The sequence below is a fragment of the Stenotrophomonas sp. 86428_Sma genome (assembly GCF_056481585.1).
Genome location: NZ_CM151156.1, coordinates 1,622,280 through 1,640,257, shown reverse-complemented (window position 1 = coordinate 1,640,257; position 17,978 = coordinate 1,622,280). Strand labels below are relative to the sequence as shown.

16 protein-coding genes are annotated in these 17,978 nt (G+C 66.7%); 10 read left to right on the top strand and 6 right to left on the bottom strand.

The window, feature by feature from the left end:
• Positions 1-59 precede the first annotated feature (59 nt).
• From ACZK3J_RS07440 to ACZK3J_RS07420, 5 genes are all read left to right on the top strand, one after another.
• Entirely contained in the window at positions 60-1,346 is a 1,287-nt protein-coding gene (locus tag ACZK3J_RS07440) for a DUF445 domain-containing protein (RefSeq protein WP_049463589.1), read from the top strand.
• A 291-nt stretch (positions 1,347-1,637) separates the two neighbouring features.
• Positions 1,638-3,863, top strand: coding sequence for a TonB-dependent siderophore receptor (locus ACZK3J_RS07435; RefSeq protein ID WP_032969404.1), 2,226 nt, complete (start codon positions 1,638-1,640; stop codon positions 3,861-3,863).
• A 107-nt stretch (positions 3,864-3,970) separates the two neighbouring features.
• Positions 3,971-4,285 carry a DUF3649 domain-containing protein gene (locus tag ACZK3J_RS07430; protein WP_032127889.1) on the top strand — a complete coding sequence of 105 codons (315 nt, stop codon included), beginning with the start codon at positions 3,971-3,973 and terminating at the stop codon, positions 4,283-4,285.
• Positions 4,282-5,916, top strand: a complete 1,635-nt coding sequence (locus ACZK3J_RS07425; protein WP_049463591.1) for a PepSY-associated TM helix domain-containing protein — start codon at positions 4,282-4,284, stop codon at positions 5,914-5,916. The genes ACZK3J_RS07430 and ACZK3J_RS07425 overlap by 4 nt, the downstream gene beginning before the upstream one ends.
• Positions 5,913-6,242 (top strand): DUF3325 domain-containing protein, encoded by a 330-nt coding sequence (locus ACZK3J_RS07420; RefSeq protein WP_049463592.1) that lies wholly within the window; start codon positions 5,913-5,915, stop codon positions 6,240-6,242. Before ACZK3J_RS07425 ends, ACZK3J_RS07420 begins: the two co-directional genes overlap by 4 nt.
• Before the next feature lie 155 nt (positions 6,243-6,397).
• Here ACZK3J_RS07420 and rlmKL read toward each other — a convergent pair whose 3' ends face one another.
• Positions 6,398-8,536 carry a bifunctional 23S rRNA (guanine(2069)-N(7))-methyltransferase RlmK/23S rRNA (guanine(2445)-N(2))-methyltransferase RlmL gene (gene rlmKL / locus ACZK3J_RS07415; protein WP_049463593.1) on the bottom strand — a complete coding sequence of 713 codons (2,139 nt, stop codon included), beginning with the start codon at positions 8,534-8,536 and terminating at the stop codon, positions 6,398-6,400.
• A gap of 145 nt (positions 8,537-8,681) precedes the next feature.
• Positions 8,682-9,209, bottom strand: a complete 528-nt coding sequence (locus ACZK3J_RS07410; protein WP_049463594.1) for an alpha/beta hydrolase — start codon at positions 9,207-9,209, stop codon at positions 8,682-8,684.
• Between the two features lie 72 nt (positions 9,210-9,281).
• Here ACZK3J_RS07410 and ACZK3J_RS07405 point away from each other — a divergent pair, with 72 nt between their 5' ends.
• A complete protein-coding gene (locus ACZK3J_RS07405; protein WP_049463595.1) occupies positions 9,282-9,848 on the top strand; it encodes an N-acetylmuramoyl-L-alanine amidase in 567 nt (188 codons plus the stop codon).
• 316 nt (positions 9,849-10,164) lie between these two features.
• On the opposite strand, the gene ACZK3J_RS07400 is transcribed toward ACZK3J_RS07405, so the two are convergent.
• The 3 genes from ACZK3J_RS07400 to ACZK3J_RS07390 all read right to left on the bottom strand — a co-directional run bounded on the left by ACZK3J_RS07400 (position 10,165) and on the right by ACZK3J_RS07390 (position 12,705).
• The gene (locus tag ACZK3J_RS07400; RefSeq protein WP_049421594.1) at positions 10,165-11,067 is read right to left on the bottom strand and encodes a sulfurtransferase; all 903 of its coding nucleotides are present in this window, start codon (positions 11,065-11,067) and stop codon (positions 10,165-10,167) included.
• On the bottom strand, positions 11,064-11,867 hold the full coding sequence (locus ACZK3J_RS07395) for a CoA pyrophosphatase (protein WP_100437536.1): 804 nt from the start codon (positions 11,865-11,867) through the stop codon (positions 11,064-11,066). The genes ACZK3J_RS07400 and ACZK3J_RS07395 overlap by 4 nt, the downstream gene beginning before the upstream one ends.
• 136 nt (positions 11,868-12,003) lie before the next feature.
• Positions 12,004-12,705 (bottom strand): FKBP-type peptidyl-prolyl cis-trans isomerase N-terminal domain-containing protein, encoded by a 702-nt coding sequence (locus tag ACZK3J_RS07390; RefSeq protein ID WP_032127896.1) that lies wholly within the window; start codon positions 12,703-12,705, stop codon positions 12,004-12,006.
• Positions 12,706-12,872: 167 nt separating this feature from the next.
• Here ACZK3J_RS07390 and ACZK3J_RS07385 point away from each other — a divergent pair, with 167 nt between their 5' ends.
• The 3 genes from ACZK3J_RS07385 to nth are packed head-to-tail and all read left to right on the top strand — an operon-like array spanning position 12,873 to position 14,705.
• A complete protein-coding gene (locus tag ACZK3J_RS07385; protein WP_049463597.1) occupies positions 12,873-13,655 on the top strand; it encodes an enoyl-CoA hydratase/isomerase family protein in 783 nt (260 codons plus the stop codon).
• Positions 13,656-13,659: 4 nt separating this feature from the next.
• Entirely contained in the window at positions 13,660-14,013 is a 354-nt protein-coding gene (locus ACZK3J_RS07380; RefSeq protein ID WP_049399879.1) for a hypothetical protein, read from the top strand.
• Positions 14,013-14,705, top strand: coding sequence for an endonuclease III (gene nth / locus ACZK3J_RS07375; RefSeq protein ID WP_478476694.1), 693 nt, complete (start codon positions 14,013-14,015; stop codon positions 14,703-14,705). The genes ACZK3J_RS07380 and nth overlap by 1 nt, the downstream gene beginning before the upstream one ends.
• A gap of 81 nt (positions 14,706-14,786) precedes the next feature.
• On the opposite strand, the gene ACZK3J_RS07370 is transcribed toward nth, so the two are convergent.
• Positions 14,787-16,019 carry a porin gene (locus ACZK3J_RS07370; protein WP_032127900.1) on the bottom strand — a complete coding sequence of 411 codons (1,233 nt, stop codon included), beginning with the start codon at positions 16,017-16,019 and terminating at the stop codon, positions 14,787-14,789.
• A gap of 552 nt (positions 16,020-16,571) precedes the next feature.
• Between ACZK3J_RS07370 and pstS the strand changes: the two genes are divergently transcribed.
• The gene (pstS, locus tag ACZK3J_RS07365) at positions 16,572-17,588 is read left to right on the top strand and encodes a phosphate ABC transporter substrate-binding protein PstS (protein WP_049463600.1); all 1,017 of its coding nucleotides are present in this window, start codon (positions 16,572-16,574) and stop codon (positions 17,586-17,588) included.
• Positions 17,589-17,978 lie beyond the last annotated feature (390 nt).

Genomic DNA, 17,978 nt, shown 5'->3' with positions numbered 1-17,978 from the left:
GATGCCGGCCAGCGGCCGGCACTACCAGATGCTCATGCCGTGCCGGTTAGACTTCCGGCATGACGTCTGCCAACGATCCGCGCCGCGCACAGCTGCGGCGCCTGAAAGCCCTCGCGCTGGGACTGCTGCTGTTGATGCTGGCCGGTTTCGCGGTCAGCCACTGGCAGGGCGAGCGCGGCATCTGGGCCTGGGTCTCGGCCTTCTGCGAAGCAGCGGCCGTAGGCGCACTGGCCGACTGGTTCGCGGTCGTCGCGCTGTTCCGGCGGCCGATGGGCCTGCCGATCCCGCATACGGCAATCATCCCACGCAGCAAGGAACGCATCGGCGACAGCCTGGCCCTGTTCGTGCGCGACCAGTTCCTTGAACCACAGGTCCTCTTGGCAAAGCTGCAGGTATTCGACCCGGCCAGCCGTCTCGGCAGTTGGCTGGCCGACCCTGCACGTTCGCGGATGCTGGCCGACATGGCCCGCGGCTGGGCCCTGCAGGCACTGGACTTCTTCGACGAAACCGCGGTGCGTCGGCAGCTGCACGCCTTCGTGGTGCAGCAGCTGCGGCAGTGGAATGCCGCCGCCACCGCCGGTGAGCTGCTGGCCCTGCTGACCGCCGATGGGCGCCACCAGCGCGTGCTGGACGAGGGCCTGCAGCGCTTGGGGCGCTGGCTGGAGCAGCCGGAAGTGAAGGAGCGCGCCTCGCAGCTGATCGTGCGTTACATCCAGCGCGAGTGGCCGACGCTGTCGAGCACGGTGAACTGGGTCAAGCCGATCGACGAGATCGGCGATAGCCTGGCCGAGCGACTGGCGCGGGCGGTGCTGGAAGAACTGCAGCAGGTGCTGGCCGAGCCGCAGCATCCGCTGCGCCAGGACTACGAGAGCTGGCTGCAGAACTACGTGCAGCGCCTGCGCGAGGACCCGGCCCTGGCCGAGCGCATCGAACAGCTCAAACAGGAAATGATCGATCACCCCGCCCTGCAGGAGTACGTGCAGGGGCTGTGGGCGCGCATCCATGCCAGCCTGCGTGCCGACCTGCAGCGTGAGGATTCGGCGCTGGTCGGGCACCTGCAGCGCAGCCTCGCGTCACTGGGCAGCAGCCTGCAGGCCGACCCGGCCCTGCGCGACGCGCTGAACCAGCATCTTCTGGAGGGCGCCCAGCGCCTCACCGGCCGCCTGCGCGAAGGCGTGACCGCGCACATCGCGCAGACCGTGAAGAGCTGGGACGAACGGCATCTGGTCGAACAGCTGGAACTGAGCGTGGGCCGCGACCTGCAGTTCATCCGCTTCAACGGCACCCTGGTGGGCGGCCTGATCGGCCTGCTGCTGCACGCCGCGACGGTGGTGTTCAGGTTCTAGGCCCCCATCCGGCAGTCGATCCACGCTCTGCGTGGAGACGGAATTCGTCACGCTTGATTAACGAAATGCGAATGCCTATCATTTGCCGATCGGTTGTACGCTTAGCCAAGCGGGGCACGGAAGCACGCACCCACCCGCCCCTTCGCCCGTGTACATCCCCCGACTACCGGGTCGCCCGCACCAAGCGGGTGGCGCACCGTCGATGGGACTCGCTGGGCGACGTGCGCGAAGCGCATGGCTGCTGTGTCTGCGCATTCCATCGCCTGTTTCGTCCTGCATGGAATCGCACCGATGGCAATGCCGTTGAACCACCCTCGTCCCACTCTGCTGGCCCTGGCCGTGACCGCACTGATGATCGCCCCGCTGGCCCATGCCGACGGCACTGCCGATCCTTCCGCGCGCACACTGGATACGGTCCAGGTCACCGCTGACGGCGATATCGTCGACAGCTATACGGTCAAGCGTGCCAGCACGGCCACCAAGCTCGGCCTGTCGCTGCGCCAGACGCCGCAGTCGATGACCGTGGTCACCCGCCAGCGCCTGGATGACATGGGCTTGTTCTCGCTGTCCGATGTGATGGGCCAGGTCACCGGCGTGGCGGTATCGGTTACCGACAGTGAGCGCATCAACTACGTCTCGCGCGGCTACAACATCACCAATTTCCAGGTCGATGGGATGCTCAATACCTTCGGTGGGTACATCAAGACCAACACCGACAGCGTGATCTATGACCGCATCGAAGTGGTGCGCGGCGCAACCGGCCTGACCACCGGTGCCGGCGATCCCTCGGGCACCATCAACTTCGTGCGCAAGCGTCCTACCGACAGCTTCCAGATGAGCGCCAACCTGACCCTCGGGCGTTGGGGCAACCAGCGCCTGGAGGCCGATCTCGGTGGCCCGGTTGCGCTCGACGGCCGCATCCGCGCGCGCGTGGTGGCGGCCAAACAACAGAGTGACTCGTTCCGCGATGTCTACAAACTGGACAAGGACGTGTTCTACGGCATCGTCCAGGCCGACATCACCGACACGACCCTGCTCGAGGCCGGCTACGAATACCAGTCGCCGCGCACCACAGGCGTGACCTGGGGCGTGGTGCCGTACTGGGGGTCCGATGGCCAGCCCGCCAACCTGCCGCGCTCGACCAACCTGTCCGCCCGCTGGAGCAGTTGGCCGATCATCGAAAAGAGCGCATTCGCACGCCTTGAGCAGCAGTTGGGCAACGGCTGGACCGCCAAGGCCGCCTATACCCGCTCCAAGCGCGAAACCGACGGTGCGGTGTGGTACGGGGCCTCCGGCTACCCGAATGCCGATGGCAGCGGCATCAGCGCCTTCGTCGGCAGCTTCGGCGAGAACGGCGACATGCAGGTGTTCGACTTCAACGTTGGCGGTCCGTTCCGGCTGTTCGGCCGGGAACACGAGCTGGTGCTCGGTTTCGGCCAATCGGTGCGCAAGGGTGAAGTGCCTGCCACCGACACTGCTGCCTACCCGGACAGCTACACCCGTGTACCGGATTGGCATCGCTGGAACGGCGACGTCGCGCCGCTGCAGGTCACCCGCCTGGGCTATCTGGCTTCTGAAGACGAACTGCGCCAGCGCGCGGCCTATCTGGCGACGCGCCTGCAGCTGGCCGATCCGTTGACCGCGGTGCTCGGCGCGCGCTACGGCAGCTGGGAAACGCGCACCTGGAACTACACCCATGACGCCGCCGGTCGCCTGACCGATACGCGTCGCGGCGGCTACAAGCCGGACGACTCGCTCACTCCGTATGCCGGCTTCATCTACGACTTCAACCGCTACTTCAGCGGCTACGTCAGCTACACCGACATCTTCCAGCCGCAGAACTACCGTGACCGGGACAACAACTACCTCGAACCGGTGGTCGGTGACATGTGGGAGGCCGGCGTCAAGGCCGAGTTCTTCGACGGTCTGCTGAATGCTTCCGCGGCCGTGTTCAAGGGCCAGAAGGACAACGTTGCCGAGCTCGACGACTCGGTGCCGGAAAACTCGCTGCCGGGTGGGGTCAGTGCCTACCGCTCCACCGGCAAGGGCAACAAGGTCAAGGGCTGGGAGATCGAAGCACAAGGCAGCCTTGGTGAGAACTGGAACCTGGCGGCCGGCTTCACCCACACCGTCAGCCGCAATGCGCAGGGCGTGCGCCAGAACACCGTCGTCCCGGTCGATCTGTTCCGCCTCAACGCCAGCTGGCGACCGGGCGGTGCTGAAGGCCGCTTCTGGCTGGGCGGTGGCGCCACCTGGCAGAGCGGAATCTGGAGCCTGAGCAACAAGCCGCGTGCGGATTTCCTGACCAGCGGCAAGCGCGACCGCGTGGCAATCGAACAGGGCGACATCTACCTGCTCAATCTGTCGGCGGGCTATCGCTTCAACGAGAACTTCACCGCGCAGGTAAACGTGAACAACCTGCTGGACAAGAAGTATTACAACCGCGTCGGTTTCTATGACGGCGTGTTCTGGGGCGAACCGCGCAATGTGACGATGACACTGCGCTGGAAGCTCTGACCCTCGATGGATGGCACCGGTTCTGCGACGGGTGCCCGGCCACGGATGGCCAACCCCGGCGCGCTGCGGTGCGCCGGTTCCTTTTCACTGAAACCTGCAGGAACGCCGTGGACCGCTCGCCCGCAACCGCCAGCCCCCGCACCTTCTTCTCCAACCCGCGCTGGGGCGTGCTGTCACGCTCGCTGGCGGCGATCTTCGGCGGCTACGCGCTGGCTTCCGTGACCAGCGTGTTCTGCGCGGTGGCGCTGCCCGGCGCTCGAGGCCAGACCGTGCTGACCGGCATGCTGCTGGCCATTCTGGTGGCCGCCTGCGCGGCGCTGTGGGCGTTCGCCACGCGCAGTGCGCTGCGTGCGTGGGTCGGCATCCTCGCCCCCACCCTGCTGATGGCAGTCATCGCGCGCATGCTGGGGGCCTGGGCATGAAGAACGGATTCCGCCAGTCGATGGCCTGGCTGCACACCTGGACCGGCCTGCTGGTCGGCTGGCTGCTGCTGCTGATTTTCATGGCCGGCACGGCCAGCTACTACCGCGAGGAAATCAGCCGCTGGATGCGCCCGGAACTGCCCTCCAGCAACGTCAGCATCGACGTCGCCGCGCAGCGCGCAGTGGACTACCTGCAGGCCAATGCCACGCAGGCCGAGAACTGGTTCGTCACGCTGCCGCAGCCGCGCAACCCGGCCATGCAGATGTTCTGGCGGCTGCCGCCGGAGCTGGCCGATCCCAGCCGTGGCCGTCGCGGTGGCTTCGGCGATGCCACACTGGACCCGAACACCGGGCAGGCACTGAAGGCCCGCGAGACCCGAGGCGGTGATTTCTTCTACCGCCTGCATTTCGACCTGCACTACATCCCGGTGCTGTGGGCGCGCTATCTGGTCGGCTTCTGCGCGATGTTCATGCTGGTGGCAATCATCACCGGCGTCATCACCCACAAGAAAATCTTCAAGGACTTCTTCACCTTCCGCAAGGACAAGGGCCTGCGGTCCTGGCTCGATTTCCACAACGTCAGCGCGGTGATGGCCCTGCCCTACCACGCGATGATCACCTACACCGGCATCGTCACGCTGATGATCATGTACCTGCCGTGGGGCGTGAAGGTGGCCTACCCGCAGGACGAGGATGCCTTCTACAGCGAGGCCTTCGGTGGCATGCCGGAGGTGACTGTACCTGCCGAAGGCCGCGCCACGCCGCTGCCGATCGCGCAGCTGCTGGACAGCGCGCGAGCGCATTGGCACGGCGTGGAAGTGGCCGGCTTCACCGTGTCCAACCCGGGCGCGGCCAATGCGGTGATCGACATCCGCCAGCGTGACGGCAAGCGCCTGTCCACCGACACCCCGGCCGTGCGCTACGACATGGTCAACGGCACGCTGCTGGAAGAAACACCGCCTTCCGGTGGCGCCACCGCCACCCGCGGCGTGCTGTACGGCCTGCACCTGGCGCGCTTCGCCGACTGGGGCCTGCGTGCACTGTTCTTCCTGTCCGGACTGGTCGGCTGCCTGATGGTGGCCAGCGGCGTGGTGCTGTGGGCAGTGAAGGAACGGCCCAAGCACGCCAAGAGTGGCCGCATCGGCTTCGGCCTGCGCCTGGTCGATGCGTTGAACATCGGTACCGTGGCCGGCCTGCCGATCGCCTTTGCAGCGTACTTCTGGGGCAACCGCCTGCTGCCGCTGGACATCGCCGAACGCTCCAGCGCCGAGGCCAACGTGTTCTTCTACGCCTGGGGCGCGGCACTGCTGGCCGCCTTCATCTGGCCGAAGCGGATGATGTGGGCCTGGCAGCTGTACCTGGGCGCAGCCGCGTTCGCGCTGGTGCCGGTGGTCAATGCGCTGACCACGCATGCGCACCTGGGCATCACCCTGCGCAACGGCGACTGGGTGCTGGCGGGCTTCGATCTGTCGATGATCGCGTTCGGCGCGATGCTGGCGCTGTGCGGCTGGCGCATGCAGCGCTGGACGCCACCGCTGTCTGCAGCCGAGAAGAAGAAGCGTGCCGCCGCGGCGGCACCCAAGGCCGCGGTGGACGCTGCGGAAACCGCCGAAGCGGAGGCCAGCGCATGATGCTGCTGGCGTTGACCCTGTCGTTCTCTGCGTTCACCGCGTTGTCGCTGGCGATGGAGAAGCACCAGCACGATCTGCACGGCAAGGCTGCAGCCACCCCGGCACGGCGCACGCAGTGGCGGGTGCTGGGCTGGGTACTGCTGGCGGTAGCGTTCGCACTGTGCGTGGTCGACCACGGCTGGGCGATGGGCCCGGTGCTGTGGCTGGGCGTGATGACCGTCGGCGGCGTGGCGTTGTCGTTCGGGTTGTACCCGTACCGGCCGAAATGGATCGCGCCGCTGGCGATCGCGCTGCCCGTGGCCGGGCTGCTGGTGGCGTTGCTGTAACCGCCATCCACGCATGGCGTGGATCTACTGAACAGCCATCCACGCATGGCGTGGATGTACCGGCCAGATATGGGGAGTGCCGGCCGCTGGCCGGCATCCCATGAACCCTCTGCGGATCTGACACCGTTGCCGGCCAGCGGCCGGCATTACCGGACTTACCCCAACCGCTTCAGTTCCCACGCGCGGTGGATGCGCGCGTTGCGCTCGAAATCCGGGCCGATGGTGCGTGCGGTGATCTCGCGGCACTGGGCGAATTCGGCGATGGCGTTTTCTTCCAGCTTGAAGCGACGGAAGTTGTTGGAGAAGTACAGCACGCCACCCGGCGCCAGCCGCGCCACCGCTGCACGCAGCAGTTTCAGCTGCTCGCGCTGCACGTCGAAGTCGTCGGCACGCGCGGAGTTGGAGAACGTCGGCGGATCGCAGAAGATCACGTCGTACTGGCCGCGGTCGCCTTCCAGCCAGGCCATCGCATCAGCCTGCACCAGCAGGTGCTGGTTGCCGCCCTGCCCGTTCAACGCCAGGTTGTCGTAGCACCACTGCAGGTAGGTCGCCGACAAGTCGACGCTGGTGGTGCTGGCCGCACCGGCCACGGCGGCCTGCACGCTGGCCACGCCGGTGTAGCAGAACAGGTTGAGGAAGCGCTTGCCACGCGCCTGCTCGGCCATCATCCGGCGCAGCGGGCGGTGGTCGAGGAACAGGCCGGTATCGAGGTAGTCGAACAGGTTCACCTGCAGCAGCGCATTGTTCTCGCGCACCACGATGAATTCATCACGCTGTTCGAAACGGCCGTACTTGCTGCCGCCCTTGCCGCGCTCACGCGACTTCATCGAGACCTGCTCCGGCGGCACGCCGAACACTTCCCGTGCAGCGGCCAGCAGTTCGTTGCGGCGACGACGCACGTCGTTTTCCGGAATCGCGGCCGGCGCGGCATATTCCTGCACGTGCAGGAAGGTACGGCGCTGGCCACCGTCTTCCTCGTAGACATCGATGGCCGCCGCGTATTCCGGCAGGTCGGCGTCATAGGCGCGGAAGCAGGTGATGTCCTCGCGGGCGCGCCAGCTCTTGAACTTCTTCAGGTTCTTGCGCAGGCGGTTGGCCACCATCTGCGCGCCTTCGCTGAGTTCGCGCGGCTGCGCCGGGTCACGGCCCGGCACGGCGATCGGGTCGCAGACGATCAGCGCGCATTCCAGCGCACCGTTGAACATCTGGTACTTCTTGCCCGCACGCAGGCCGGTGGCAAAGGCCAGTTCGTCGTTGCCGCACAGCAGGCTGGCGCGCCACTGCGGCACCGCCTTCTGCAGGGCATTGCCCAGTGCGCGGTACAGCGCCGGGTCGGCGGCCAGGCGTTCGTCATACGGCGGGTTGCAGACCACCGCACCGATCTCCTGCTCCGGTGCGGCCAGGTCGGCGACGTCGGCGCGGGTGAAGCGGATCGCGTGGGCGACACCGGCCACCTCGGCATTCTCGCGTGCCGCCTGGATCGCGGTCGGGTCGATGTCGCTGCCGTGGATGACCGGCTTCAGCGCGGCCAGGCCAGCCGCTTCGCGGTCACGCGCCTCGCTCTGGATGCTCTTCCAGGCGGCCTTGTCGAAGCCCAGCCAGCGGCTCGGCGGCAGGCTGCCGTGGCGCATCAAGCCGGGCGCGACGTCGGCGGCCATCAGCGCGCCTTCGATCAGCAGCGTGCCGCTGCCGCACATCGGGTCCAGCAGGCCGCCACCGGCGGCGTGCAGCCGCGGCCACTGCGCGCGCAGCAGCAGCGCGGCGGCCAGATTTTCCTTCAGCGGTGCCTCGTGAGCGGCGCCGCGCCAGCCACGGCGATGCAACGGGCCGCCGCCGAGGTCGATCGACAGCGAGGCACGGCCTTTGCGCAGTGACAGGTTGACGCGCACATCCGGCAGGTCGGTGTTGACCGACGGGCGCTCCAGGCCTTCATCACGCATGCGGTCAACGATGGCGTCCTTGATCCGCTGCGCGGCAAAGCGGGCATGGGTGATCTTGTCGCCCGACACGTGCGCGTCCACCGCCAGGGTCATCTCCGGCTTGATGTGCTCGTGCCACGGCAGCGCACGCACGCCGTCATACAGGGCCTGCTCGTCCGGGCAGTCGAACTCGTCGATCGGCCACAGCACGCGGCTGGCCAGGCGCGACCACATCACGATCCGCAGCGCCTGCTCCAGTTCGCCCTCGGCGTTGACGCCGGCAATGGTGGCAGTGGCCTTGCCAAGGCCCAGGGCCGACAGTTCATCGGCAAGCAGGTATTCCAGGCCCTTGGCGCAGGAGACGAAGAATTTCACAGGATCGGTTCGCAGGTGGTCGGGCGCGGCACAGGGGCCGGGCCAGTCGGAAAGGAGGGCCGTAGGCACGGCCGGCAGGCCCGCGCCGGGGGCGGCGGGGCTGCCATTGTAGTCAATGCGGGCGGGCGCGCCGTGCGCCCGGGCTTCACAGTTGCCGCAGCAAGCGCTCGAAGGCCTGCGCGGAGGCCTCCACGTGGTGCTCCAGGCGGTGGCCGTCGTCGACCAGCAGCAGCTGCGCCGAACGCGCCTGGGCCCAGGCGATCACTCCAGCGGCCGGCACCACGTCGTCATGCCAGGCCTGGACCACGGTGGTCGGCACGGCGGCGGCGTCCAGCGCCGGCATCGGGCCCATCGTGGTCGGCGGCACCATCAGGAACAGGCCGGCGACCGGGACCTGCAGCGAGGCGATGGCGGAGATGTAGGCGCCCAGGCTGGAACCGGCCAGCACCACCGGACCCTGCCGGGCGGCGATGGCGGTGCGTTCGACCAGGCGCTGCAGGCGGGTGCGCACGTCTCCCACCCGGCTGACCTCGCTCATCGCATCGAGGTCGGTGTAGTCCGGACGCTCATGGGTCCAGCCCAGGCGCTGCGCCACGTCGGCCAGCGCGGTGACCTTGGTCGCCTCCGGGCCGCTCTCGAAACCGTGGGACAGGATGCAGTGGCCGCGGCTCATGCGCGCGCTCCATGGGAGCGGACCGACGAGGAAAGGGAAGGAAGGTTCATGCCGCAATGCTAGCATCGCCGGATGCCCAACCCGCTCCTGCCCGGCCTGCAGCTGCAGCCCCTGCCCTACGAAGACCGTCTGCCACTGCGCGACCCGGCCACGCTGGAGATGGTGGTGATCCACTGCACCGAGCTGCCCGATCTGGCGATGGCCCGTGAGTACGGCGAGCGCGTGCTGTATGACAGCGGCGCCGGCAACAGCGGCCACTTCTACATCGACCGCGATGGCAGCGTGGTGCAGTACGTGGCGCCGGAGCGCGTGGCCCACCACGTGCGCGGCATGAACGCACACACGCTGGGCATCGAGCTGGTCAACACCGGCCGCTACCCGCACTGGTTCGACAGCCGCCAGCAGGCGATGGACGAGCCCTACACCGAGGCGCAGCTGCAGGCGCTGGAGCAGCTGTTGCTGGCGCTGGTGGCGCGCTATCCGTCGCTGCGGCGGATTGCCGGGCACGACCAGCTGGATCTGGAGCAGGTGCCGGCCAGCGATGACCCGGCGCTGATGGTGGCACGCAAGCGTGATCCGGGGCCGTTGTTCCCGTGGGCGCGGATCCTGGCGAAGGTGCCGTTGCAGCCGGTTGGGTAAGCGGCAGGGCTGCGCCCTGCACCCGCAGAAGCAACATCAACGTCAAGAGCTGGCATTCCGCAGGATGGCGGGGTGGGTCCGGTTGCGAGGGACGCCGTAAACCCGTCCATGGGGCCTGGCCGCGGCATCCATGCCGCGGACACCCTCGCAACCGGACCCACCCCGCCTTCGACAGATCTCTGCTGCTGTTGGTGGGTGTCGACCTTGATCGACACGGGGTCGGATCCCGTTGCTACGCAACGGGCTCTGACCCGGATTTTCAGTTGATGGGGTCAGAGCCGTTTTTCGTTGGAAAACGGATCCGACCCCGCGCGCCTCAGGCGCCGGTCGCCACCGGGCGGCTGCTGTCGCTGACCCAGCCGCTCCAGGAATCGGCGTAGATGCGTGCGCCGGACAGACCGGCCGCTTCCATCGCCAGCAACAGGTGGCAGGCGGTCACGCCGGAGCCGCACATCAGCACCACCTGCTGCGGATCACGGTTGCCGATCACGCCCTGCAGTTCGGCGCGCAGTTCCTGTGCATCACGCAGGCGGCCGTCGGCGACGTTCAACGCAAACGGACGGTTGACCGCGCCGGGCACGTGGCCGGCGACCGGGTCCAGCGGCTCCACTTCGCCGCGGAAGCGCTCACCCGCGCGTGCATCGACCAGCCAACCGGGTGCATGCTTCAAGCGTGCAGTGATTTCATCGGCATTGGCGATCTGGGTGGTGTCGAAACGGCCCGGGTAAACCGGCAGCGCGGTCACCTCATCCTGCCCCGTCGCCAAGGGATGCCCTGCGCCTTGCCATGCGGCGATGCCACCATCAAGCACGGCCACCTTGCTGTGCCCGATCAGGCGCAGCAGCCACCACAGGCGCGAGGCGGCCATGCTGCCATCGCTGCCGTCGTAGACCACCACCTGGGTGTCGGGACCGATGCCCCACTGGCCCAGTTTCGCGGCGAAGGCATCGCTGTCCGGCAGCGGGTGACGGCCGTGGCCGCTGCGGGTCAGATCCGACAGGTCCCGATTGAGGTCGGCATACACCGCGCCCGGAACATGGCCCGCCAGATACTGGCCGTTACCCGCCTGCGGATCGGCCAGCGAGGAACGTGCATCGACCACGCGTACGGCGGTACTGGCAGTAGCACGTGCGTCGACCACGCGAACGCCCTCGCCCAATGCAGCGGCCAGGGTGGCGACATCGACCAGGGTGGTCCACGGCGGATCGATCGGCTTCATTGCACTTGCTCCAGGCGGCGACGCAGGTTGTAGAGGATGGCGGCGGTGGCGCCCCAGATGCGCTGGCCGGGCCAGCCATATTCGAGGACGTGGCGGACGCGGCCGCGATGATTGATTTCGACCTGGCGCAGATTGTCTGCGGCCATCAGGTAGGCCAGCGGCACTTCAAACACTTCGGCCACTTCACTGGGCTGTGGCACCGGCACGAAATCCGGATCGACCACGGCCACCACCGGCGTGACCCGGTAGCCGGTGATCGTCACGAAGGGATCGAGATAGCCCAGCGCCTGCACCTGGCCGGGCGCCAATGCGATTTCCTCCTGGCTCTCGCGCAGTGCAGCGGCCAACGCATCGCGGTCATCGGGTTCGGTGCGGCCACCGGGGAAACCGACCTGGCCACCATGGGTACGCAGGGTTTCGGTGCGACGGGTGAGAATGACCTGTGCGCCGTTGGCGCGCGGCACGATGCCGGCCAGTACGGCGGCTTCCACCGGGGGCCCGGGCGGCAGCAGATCGATCAGTTCACTGCGGTTCCAGCCGTCGCCGGCCGGCGGCTCGGCCAGTGGATGCAGCGCGCGCATCAGGCGCTCGTGATCAGCCAGCGAGCCGCGCAGTGATTGCTGCAGCTGTTCACGCAGAGGTTGCACGCGATGCAGGATGCGGCTGCGTTCCTCGTTGCTCATCGACGACCACCGCGCGATCTCATCGATATGCCGCCCGCAGCCGGTGCATTGCCGGTGCGGATCCAGCGTGCACACTCCGATGCAGGGACTTGCGACAACACGCGCCGTTTTTTCCATTGTTTGCACCCGGCAACAGTAGCGCGATCGGGCTGAATTTGCGCGGGGTCAATATGCAGTGCACGGCAGCGTCGCGCTCCGCGCAAACAAAAACGCGCCGGTGGGATCACCGGCGCGTTTCGTTTACCGCTTCGATTTACTTGACGCTGACCAGCTTGATCTCGAACTGCACAGCCACGTTCGGCGGGAACGGGGTGCGCGGGTCGGCACCGTAGGCCTGGTCCGGCGGCAGGGTGACTTCCCACTTCGAGCCAGCCGGCATCTGCAGCAGGGTCTCGCGCATGGCCTTCATTTCGACTTCGCTGACCTTGATCGACGGAATCTGCTGGGCCGGGCGGGCTTCGGTCGGGCGCTGGCCGTACGGGAACGGACCGGCCACTTCCAGCTGCACGGTGCTGGCCTGGGTCGGCTTCGCGCCCTTGCCGGCTTCGATCACGCGGTACTGGACGCCGCTCGGCAGGGACTGCACGCCGGCCTTGGCCTTGTTCGCCGCGATGAACTGATCGCTCTTGGTCTTGTTTTCGGCAGCAGCCTTTTCGTACTCGGCCTTGGCAGCCTGGGCACGGCCCTGCTCGCGCTTCTGGAACGCTTCAACGGCCGGCTTCAGCTGGTCGGCGGTGATCGCCGGCTGCTTCTTGGCGTAGGCGTCCTGCAGACCCTTCACCACCGAGTTGATGTCCAGCTGCTCACCACGACCGGTCAGCTCCGCCAGGTTGTTGCCGTAGTCGTAACCGAAGTAGTAGCTCAGCTTGCCCTTTTCGGACGAGACGTCCTGGGCGAAGGCATTGCCCGTCAGGGCCAGGGCCGCGACGGCGACCGCGATAGAACGCAACTTCATCAAACAGTTCTCCAGGGGTGGTAACTCAGGGACGTTCTGCGCCGCCCTGAGGCGACGGGTTAGGATAACGGGCACAACGTGTAACCGCTACTCACGATGCAGGCTAAGACCCGTCTGCGTTGGCGGAGTTCAATCTCACTTTTTTTTAACGTTTCAGGAGTTTCCCCGTGGCCGATGCCCTGATCGCTGTCGCCGACGACGGCGCCATCCGCACCGTGACCGTCCAGCGCCCGGACAAGCTCAACGCCTTGAATGCCGCGACCCTGCAGGCGCTGACCGAGGCGTTCAGCGCTGCCGCCGCCGACCCGGACGTGCGCGTGGTGGTGCTGACTGGTGCCGGTCCGAAGGCTTTCGTGGCCGGGGCCGACATCGCCGAGATGAACACACTCAGTGCGGTTCAGGGACGTGATTTCTCCCTGCTCGGCCAGGCCCTGATGCGCCAGATCGAGCGCATGCCCAAGCCGGTGATCGCACGCGTGAACGGCTTCGCCCTGGGCGGCGGGCTGGAGCTGGCCATGGCCTGCCACCTGCGCATCGCTGCCGATACGGCCAAGGTCGGGCAGCCGGAGATCAATCTCGGCCTGATTCCCGGCTTCGGCGGCAGCCAGCGCCTGCTGCGCCTGTGCGGCCGCGCCGCCACCCTGGAGCTGTGCCTGCTGGGTGCACCGATCAACGCCGCGCGTGCGCTGGAACTGGGCATCGTCAACGAGGTGGTGCCCACCGATGCGCTGGACAACCGTGTACAGGACATCGCGCGCCAGCTGGCACGCTCGGCCCCGCTGGCCCTGCGTGGCCTGCTCGACGCGGTACACGTGGGTGGCGAATGCAGCCTGGAGACTGGGCTGGAGTACGAAAGCGCGCAGTTCGGCCTGCTGTTCGCCACCGAAGACATGCGCGAAGGCACCAGCGCCTTCCTGCAGCGCCGCCCGCCGGCCTTCCAGAACCGCTGACGCCATGGCATCCCGACCCAACCCCGCGCAGCTGTTCGCCCGGGTCCAGGCAGACGATCTCGATGGCGCCCTGCAGGCCGGTCTCATGGACTACGTTGCCCGTGCCGGCGACGAACAGCTGCTGCCCGGCCACCCGGACCTTCCACGACGCCTGCAGCAGGCCCAGCAGCAGCTGCACGCGGCCTGGGCCGCACGCGAACGCTACCGTGCCCGTGCCGTGCGCCTGGCGCGCCGCGAGGCCGAACGCGATGCGCGACGCACGCCAGCCCCGGCGCCGGACGTGAAGCCCGCCCTGCCCCCGGCCGCCGCCGCGATTCTCGCCCGGGCCAAGGCCCGCGCCACCGGCAAGGAGCAGTAATGGCCGCTGCGAAGAAGACCCCGCGCGCGCCGGCGCGACGCGGTGGCAGCATGCCGCGCGCCGACGTGGTGGAGATGTTCACCCGCCTGCGCGAACTCAATCCGCACCCGAAGACCGAACTGGAGTACAGCTCACCGTTCGAACTGCTGGTGGCGGTCGCGCTGTCGGCGCAGGCCACCGACGTGGGCGTCAACAAGGCCACGCGCCGCCTGTTCCCGGTGGCCAATACCCCGGCAAAGATCCTCGCGCTTGGCGAGGACGGGCTGAGGCAGTACATCGCCACCATCGGTCTGTTCAACGCCAAGGCGAAGAACGTGATCGCCACCTGCGCGATCCTGCTGGAGAAGCACGGCGGTGAAGTGCCGCGCGATCGCGATGAACTGGAAGCGCTGCCGGGCGTGGGCCGCAAGACCGCCAACGTGGTGCTCAACACTGCGTTCGGTGAGCCGGTGATGGCGGTGGACACGCATATCTTCCGCGTCTCCAACCGCACCGGCCTGGCCCCGGGCAAGAACGTGCGCGAAGTGGAAGACAAACTGGTGAAGGTGATTCCGGCCGAGTTCCTGCTCGACGCGCATCACTGGCTGATCCTGCACGGACGTTATGTGTGCAAGGCGCGCAAGCCGGATTGCCCCGGCTGCGTGATCGCCGACCTGTGCCGGTTCAAGGAAAAGACCACGGCCGAGGCGTGAACGCGTTCGTGGTGTGACAAAACAAGGACGGCGGGCACAGGGCCCGCCGTCTTTGCTTGTAGACAAGAGTGCTTCAGGACATCAGAACGACAGGTCGCCCCAGACGCCGAACTCCTTGGTCTTGTCGTTCTTCTTGTCGCTGGCGTTGGCCAGGTGCGTGTACTTGTACACGGTCGACAGCTTGAGGTTCTTCATGACCGGGAACTCGACGCCGACGTTCCAGTACTTGTCGCTCAGGGTCGGGTCCAGCGTCTTGCTGACGTCGGTGTCATCGTAACGACCGAACACGTTGATGCCGCCGTCGGTGACGCGCACGCTGCCCCACACCGACCAGCCGCTGGTCTTGTCGGTGGCAACGGTCATCACGTTGTTGAGGTTCTTGGCCTGGAAGTACTCGCCACCGACGCGGAAGTCGCTGCTGGCGTAGGCCACCATCGCATTGGCGCGGGTGTAGGTGTTCTCGGCGCTCTGGATGTCGGTTTCCTTGCCCAGCTTGCCACTGTAGCCACCGACGGCAACCACGAAGTTCTCGTTCGGGGTATAGGCCGCGCGGCCTTCCACGTCCATGCCCTTGCTGCGGGTCGGGTTCTTGTAACCGGCGCCGGACACGACCGAGACCGCGTAGTTGAAGTTGTTGCCCAGGTTGCCGAAGCCATGCAGACCCCAGTCGGACGAGTTGCCGTACTTCAGGCGATCGGTCAGGGTGTTCTCGACATAACGCATGCCGTAGAACTTCTCGACGTACGGAATCCACGGCATGTCGGCGGCACCGACGCGCAGGTTGAAGGCCGGGTCGAAGCTACCCTGCACGTAGGCCTTCTTGACGAACAGTTCGGTGTTGCCGATGGCCGAGCTGTACTGGAAGTCGGTGGTCAGGTTGGCCGACCAGATGTCGTTGAACTTGTGGTCGACGGTCAGGTAGAAGCGCTTGACGTCCAGACCGGTGCCGCTGGCGGCGGTGTCCTTGCCGTTGCTGGTCTTGTCGATGTTGGTCAGGTCGAAGAACATGCGACCGCCGATCTTGTTGTCATTGACCAGCTTGGCCAGCTTGTCGACGCTGGTCTGGGTCTTCTGCGCACCTTCCAGGGCCTGGGCCTGGGTGATGTTCACTTCGGACTGCGCATCGGACTGTGCCTGCAGCGCCTGCGAATCGTTCTGCAACTGCTGGACCTGGGCCTGCAGGGCAGCGATCTGCGCCTGCAGCTGCTGCAGCTGTGCCTGGGATACGCCCGTGCTGGCGGGAGCTGCGAAGGCGTCGGCGGAAACCAGACCGAGGCTTGCAACGACCGCGGCGGCGAGCAAATGGGAACGCATTTTGGATTTCTCCAGAGGGTTGGAATGGCTTGGGCAGAACGCCACGCCGGCAGGCCGGTCAAGCGTTTTGCGAACATTCCGTTAAAACCATGACAGCCGAATGACAACCTGAGCACCAACCACAGATTTCTTCGTGCGGTCATGCGTACGACTCATTTGCCGCCACATGCTTGTCGATCCCTTGCGGCATATGGCGTCACGTATCAGCGTCCCGGCCCGGGCCGACCGCCGCGCAGCGCTCACCTGCATTGATGGTTTCGTGTGGATGACGCGGCATCACTGCGGAATGCCAGGCCGGGATGGCATTGACGACCACACCGGGCAGTCCATCAGCGACATGTAGAACGTGATCGCAACCGGGCCACGTCCGTCTCCGGCGCATGGTCATCACGTTGCCCGCAGCACTCAGAACCTTCACGCCCCTGGCTGTGCGGGCGCCGGGCAGCGCTGTAACGGTTGCGTCATACAACGGTCCCTGCGCTGTCATCGAACCGTTATGGAATGTGCGCCGGGCGGGTAACCCCGCATCCCAATCAACCCAGGAGCCACCCCGTGATCCACGCCTTCAAGTCGCGCGTTGCCGTTGCCGTCTTCGCAGCGTCGTCCGTGTTCGCCGCCAACGCCGCTGAAATCACCGGCGCGGGCGCCTCGTTCATCTACCCGGTGATGTCGAAGTGGTCGGCCGACTACAACGCCGCCACCAGCAACAAGGTCAACTACCAGTCGATCGGCTCCGGCGGTGGTATCGCCCAGATCAAGGCCAAGACCGTTGATTTCGGCTCATCCGACGCCCCGCTGAAGCCGGAAGAACTGGCTGCTGCCGGCCTGGCGCAGTTCCCGTCGGTGATCGGCGGCGTGGTGCCGGTGGTCAACGTGGCCGGCATCGCCCCGGGCGCGCTGAAGCTGGACGGCACCGTGCTGGCCAACATCTTCCTGGGCAAGATCAAGACCTGGAACGACCCGGCCATCGCCGCGCTGAACCCGGGCGTGACCCTGCCGAGCGCCAAGATCACCGTCGTGCACCGTTCTGATGGTTCGGGCACCACCTTCAACTTCGTCAACTACCTGTCCAAGGTCAGCCCGGAGTGGAAGAGCTCGGTCGGTGAAGGCACCTCGGTCCAGTGGCCGGCCGGCATCGGCGGCAAGGGCAACGAGGGCGTTGCTGCCTACGTGAAGCAGATCAAGGGCGGCATCGGCTACGTCGAACTGTCCTACGCGCTGCAGAACAAGCTGTCGTACACCGCGATGAAGAATGCCGCCGGCCGCTTCGTGCAGCCGAGCGACGCGTCGTTCGCCGCCGCTGCTGCCAGCGCCGACTGGGCCAGCGCCAAGGACTTCTACCTGGTGATGACCAACGCCCCGGGCGCCGAGTCCTGGCCGATCACCGCCACCAACTTCATCCTGGTGCACAAGAAGCCGAAGAACCCTGCCAACGGCAAGGCCACCCAGGAGTTCTTCCGCTGGGTCTACAAGAGCGGCGACGCCCAGGCCCGCCAGCTGGACTACGTGCCGCTGCCGGACAGCCTGGTCCGCCAGATCGAGACCTACTGGTCGCAGAACCTGAAGTAAGCAAGCGCGTTCCCCCGCAGGAACGGGATCGGCGGGTCCTCTCTCCCCCGCCGATCCCACCCCGGGCGCGAGATCCTCGAGATCTCGCGCCTTTCTCGTTTGCGGCGCACGGGCGTGTAGAGTCGAGCTTGCTCGACTGCTCGCGGTGGACATCAGTCGAGCAAGCTCGACTCTACGAAGGGCCAAAGGCAGTCGAGCAAGCTCGACGCTGCACGGCCAACCGGCGGTCATATCGGTGCGCAGATCCGGGGTCTCCGGGGGTCTCCCGGACCGTGGCCAACCCCGTGAAACCCTTGTCAGAACGTGATCCAGGACACCTCTGTCATGGTCGTAATACGGCTGTAACAAAAACATCATTTCATAGCCGCATCCGCCGACGCCGTCGGCTCT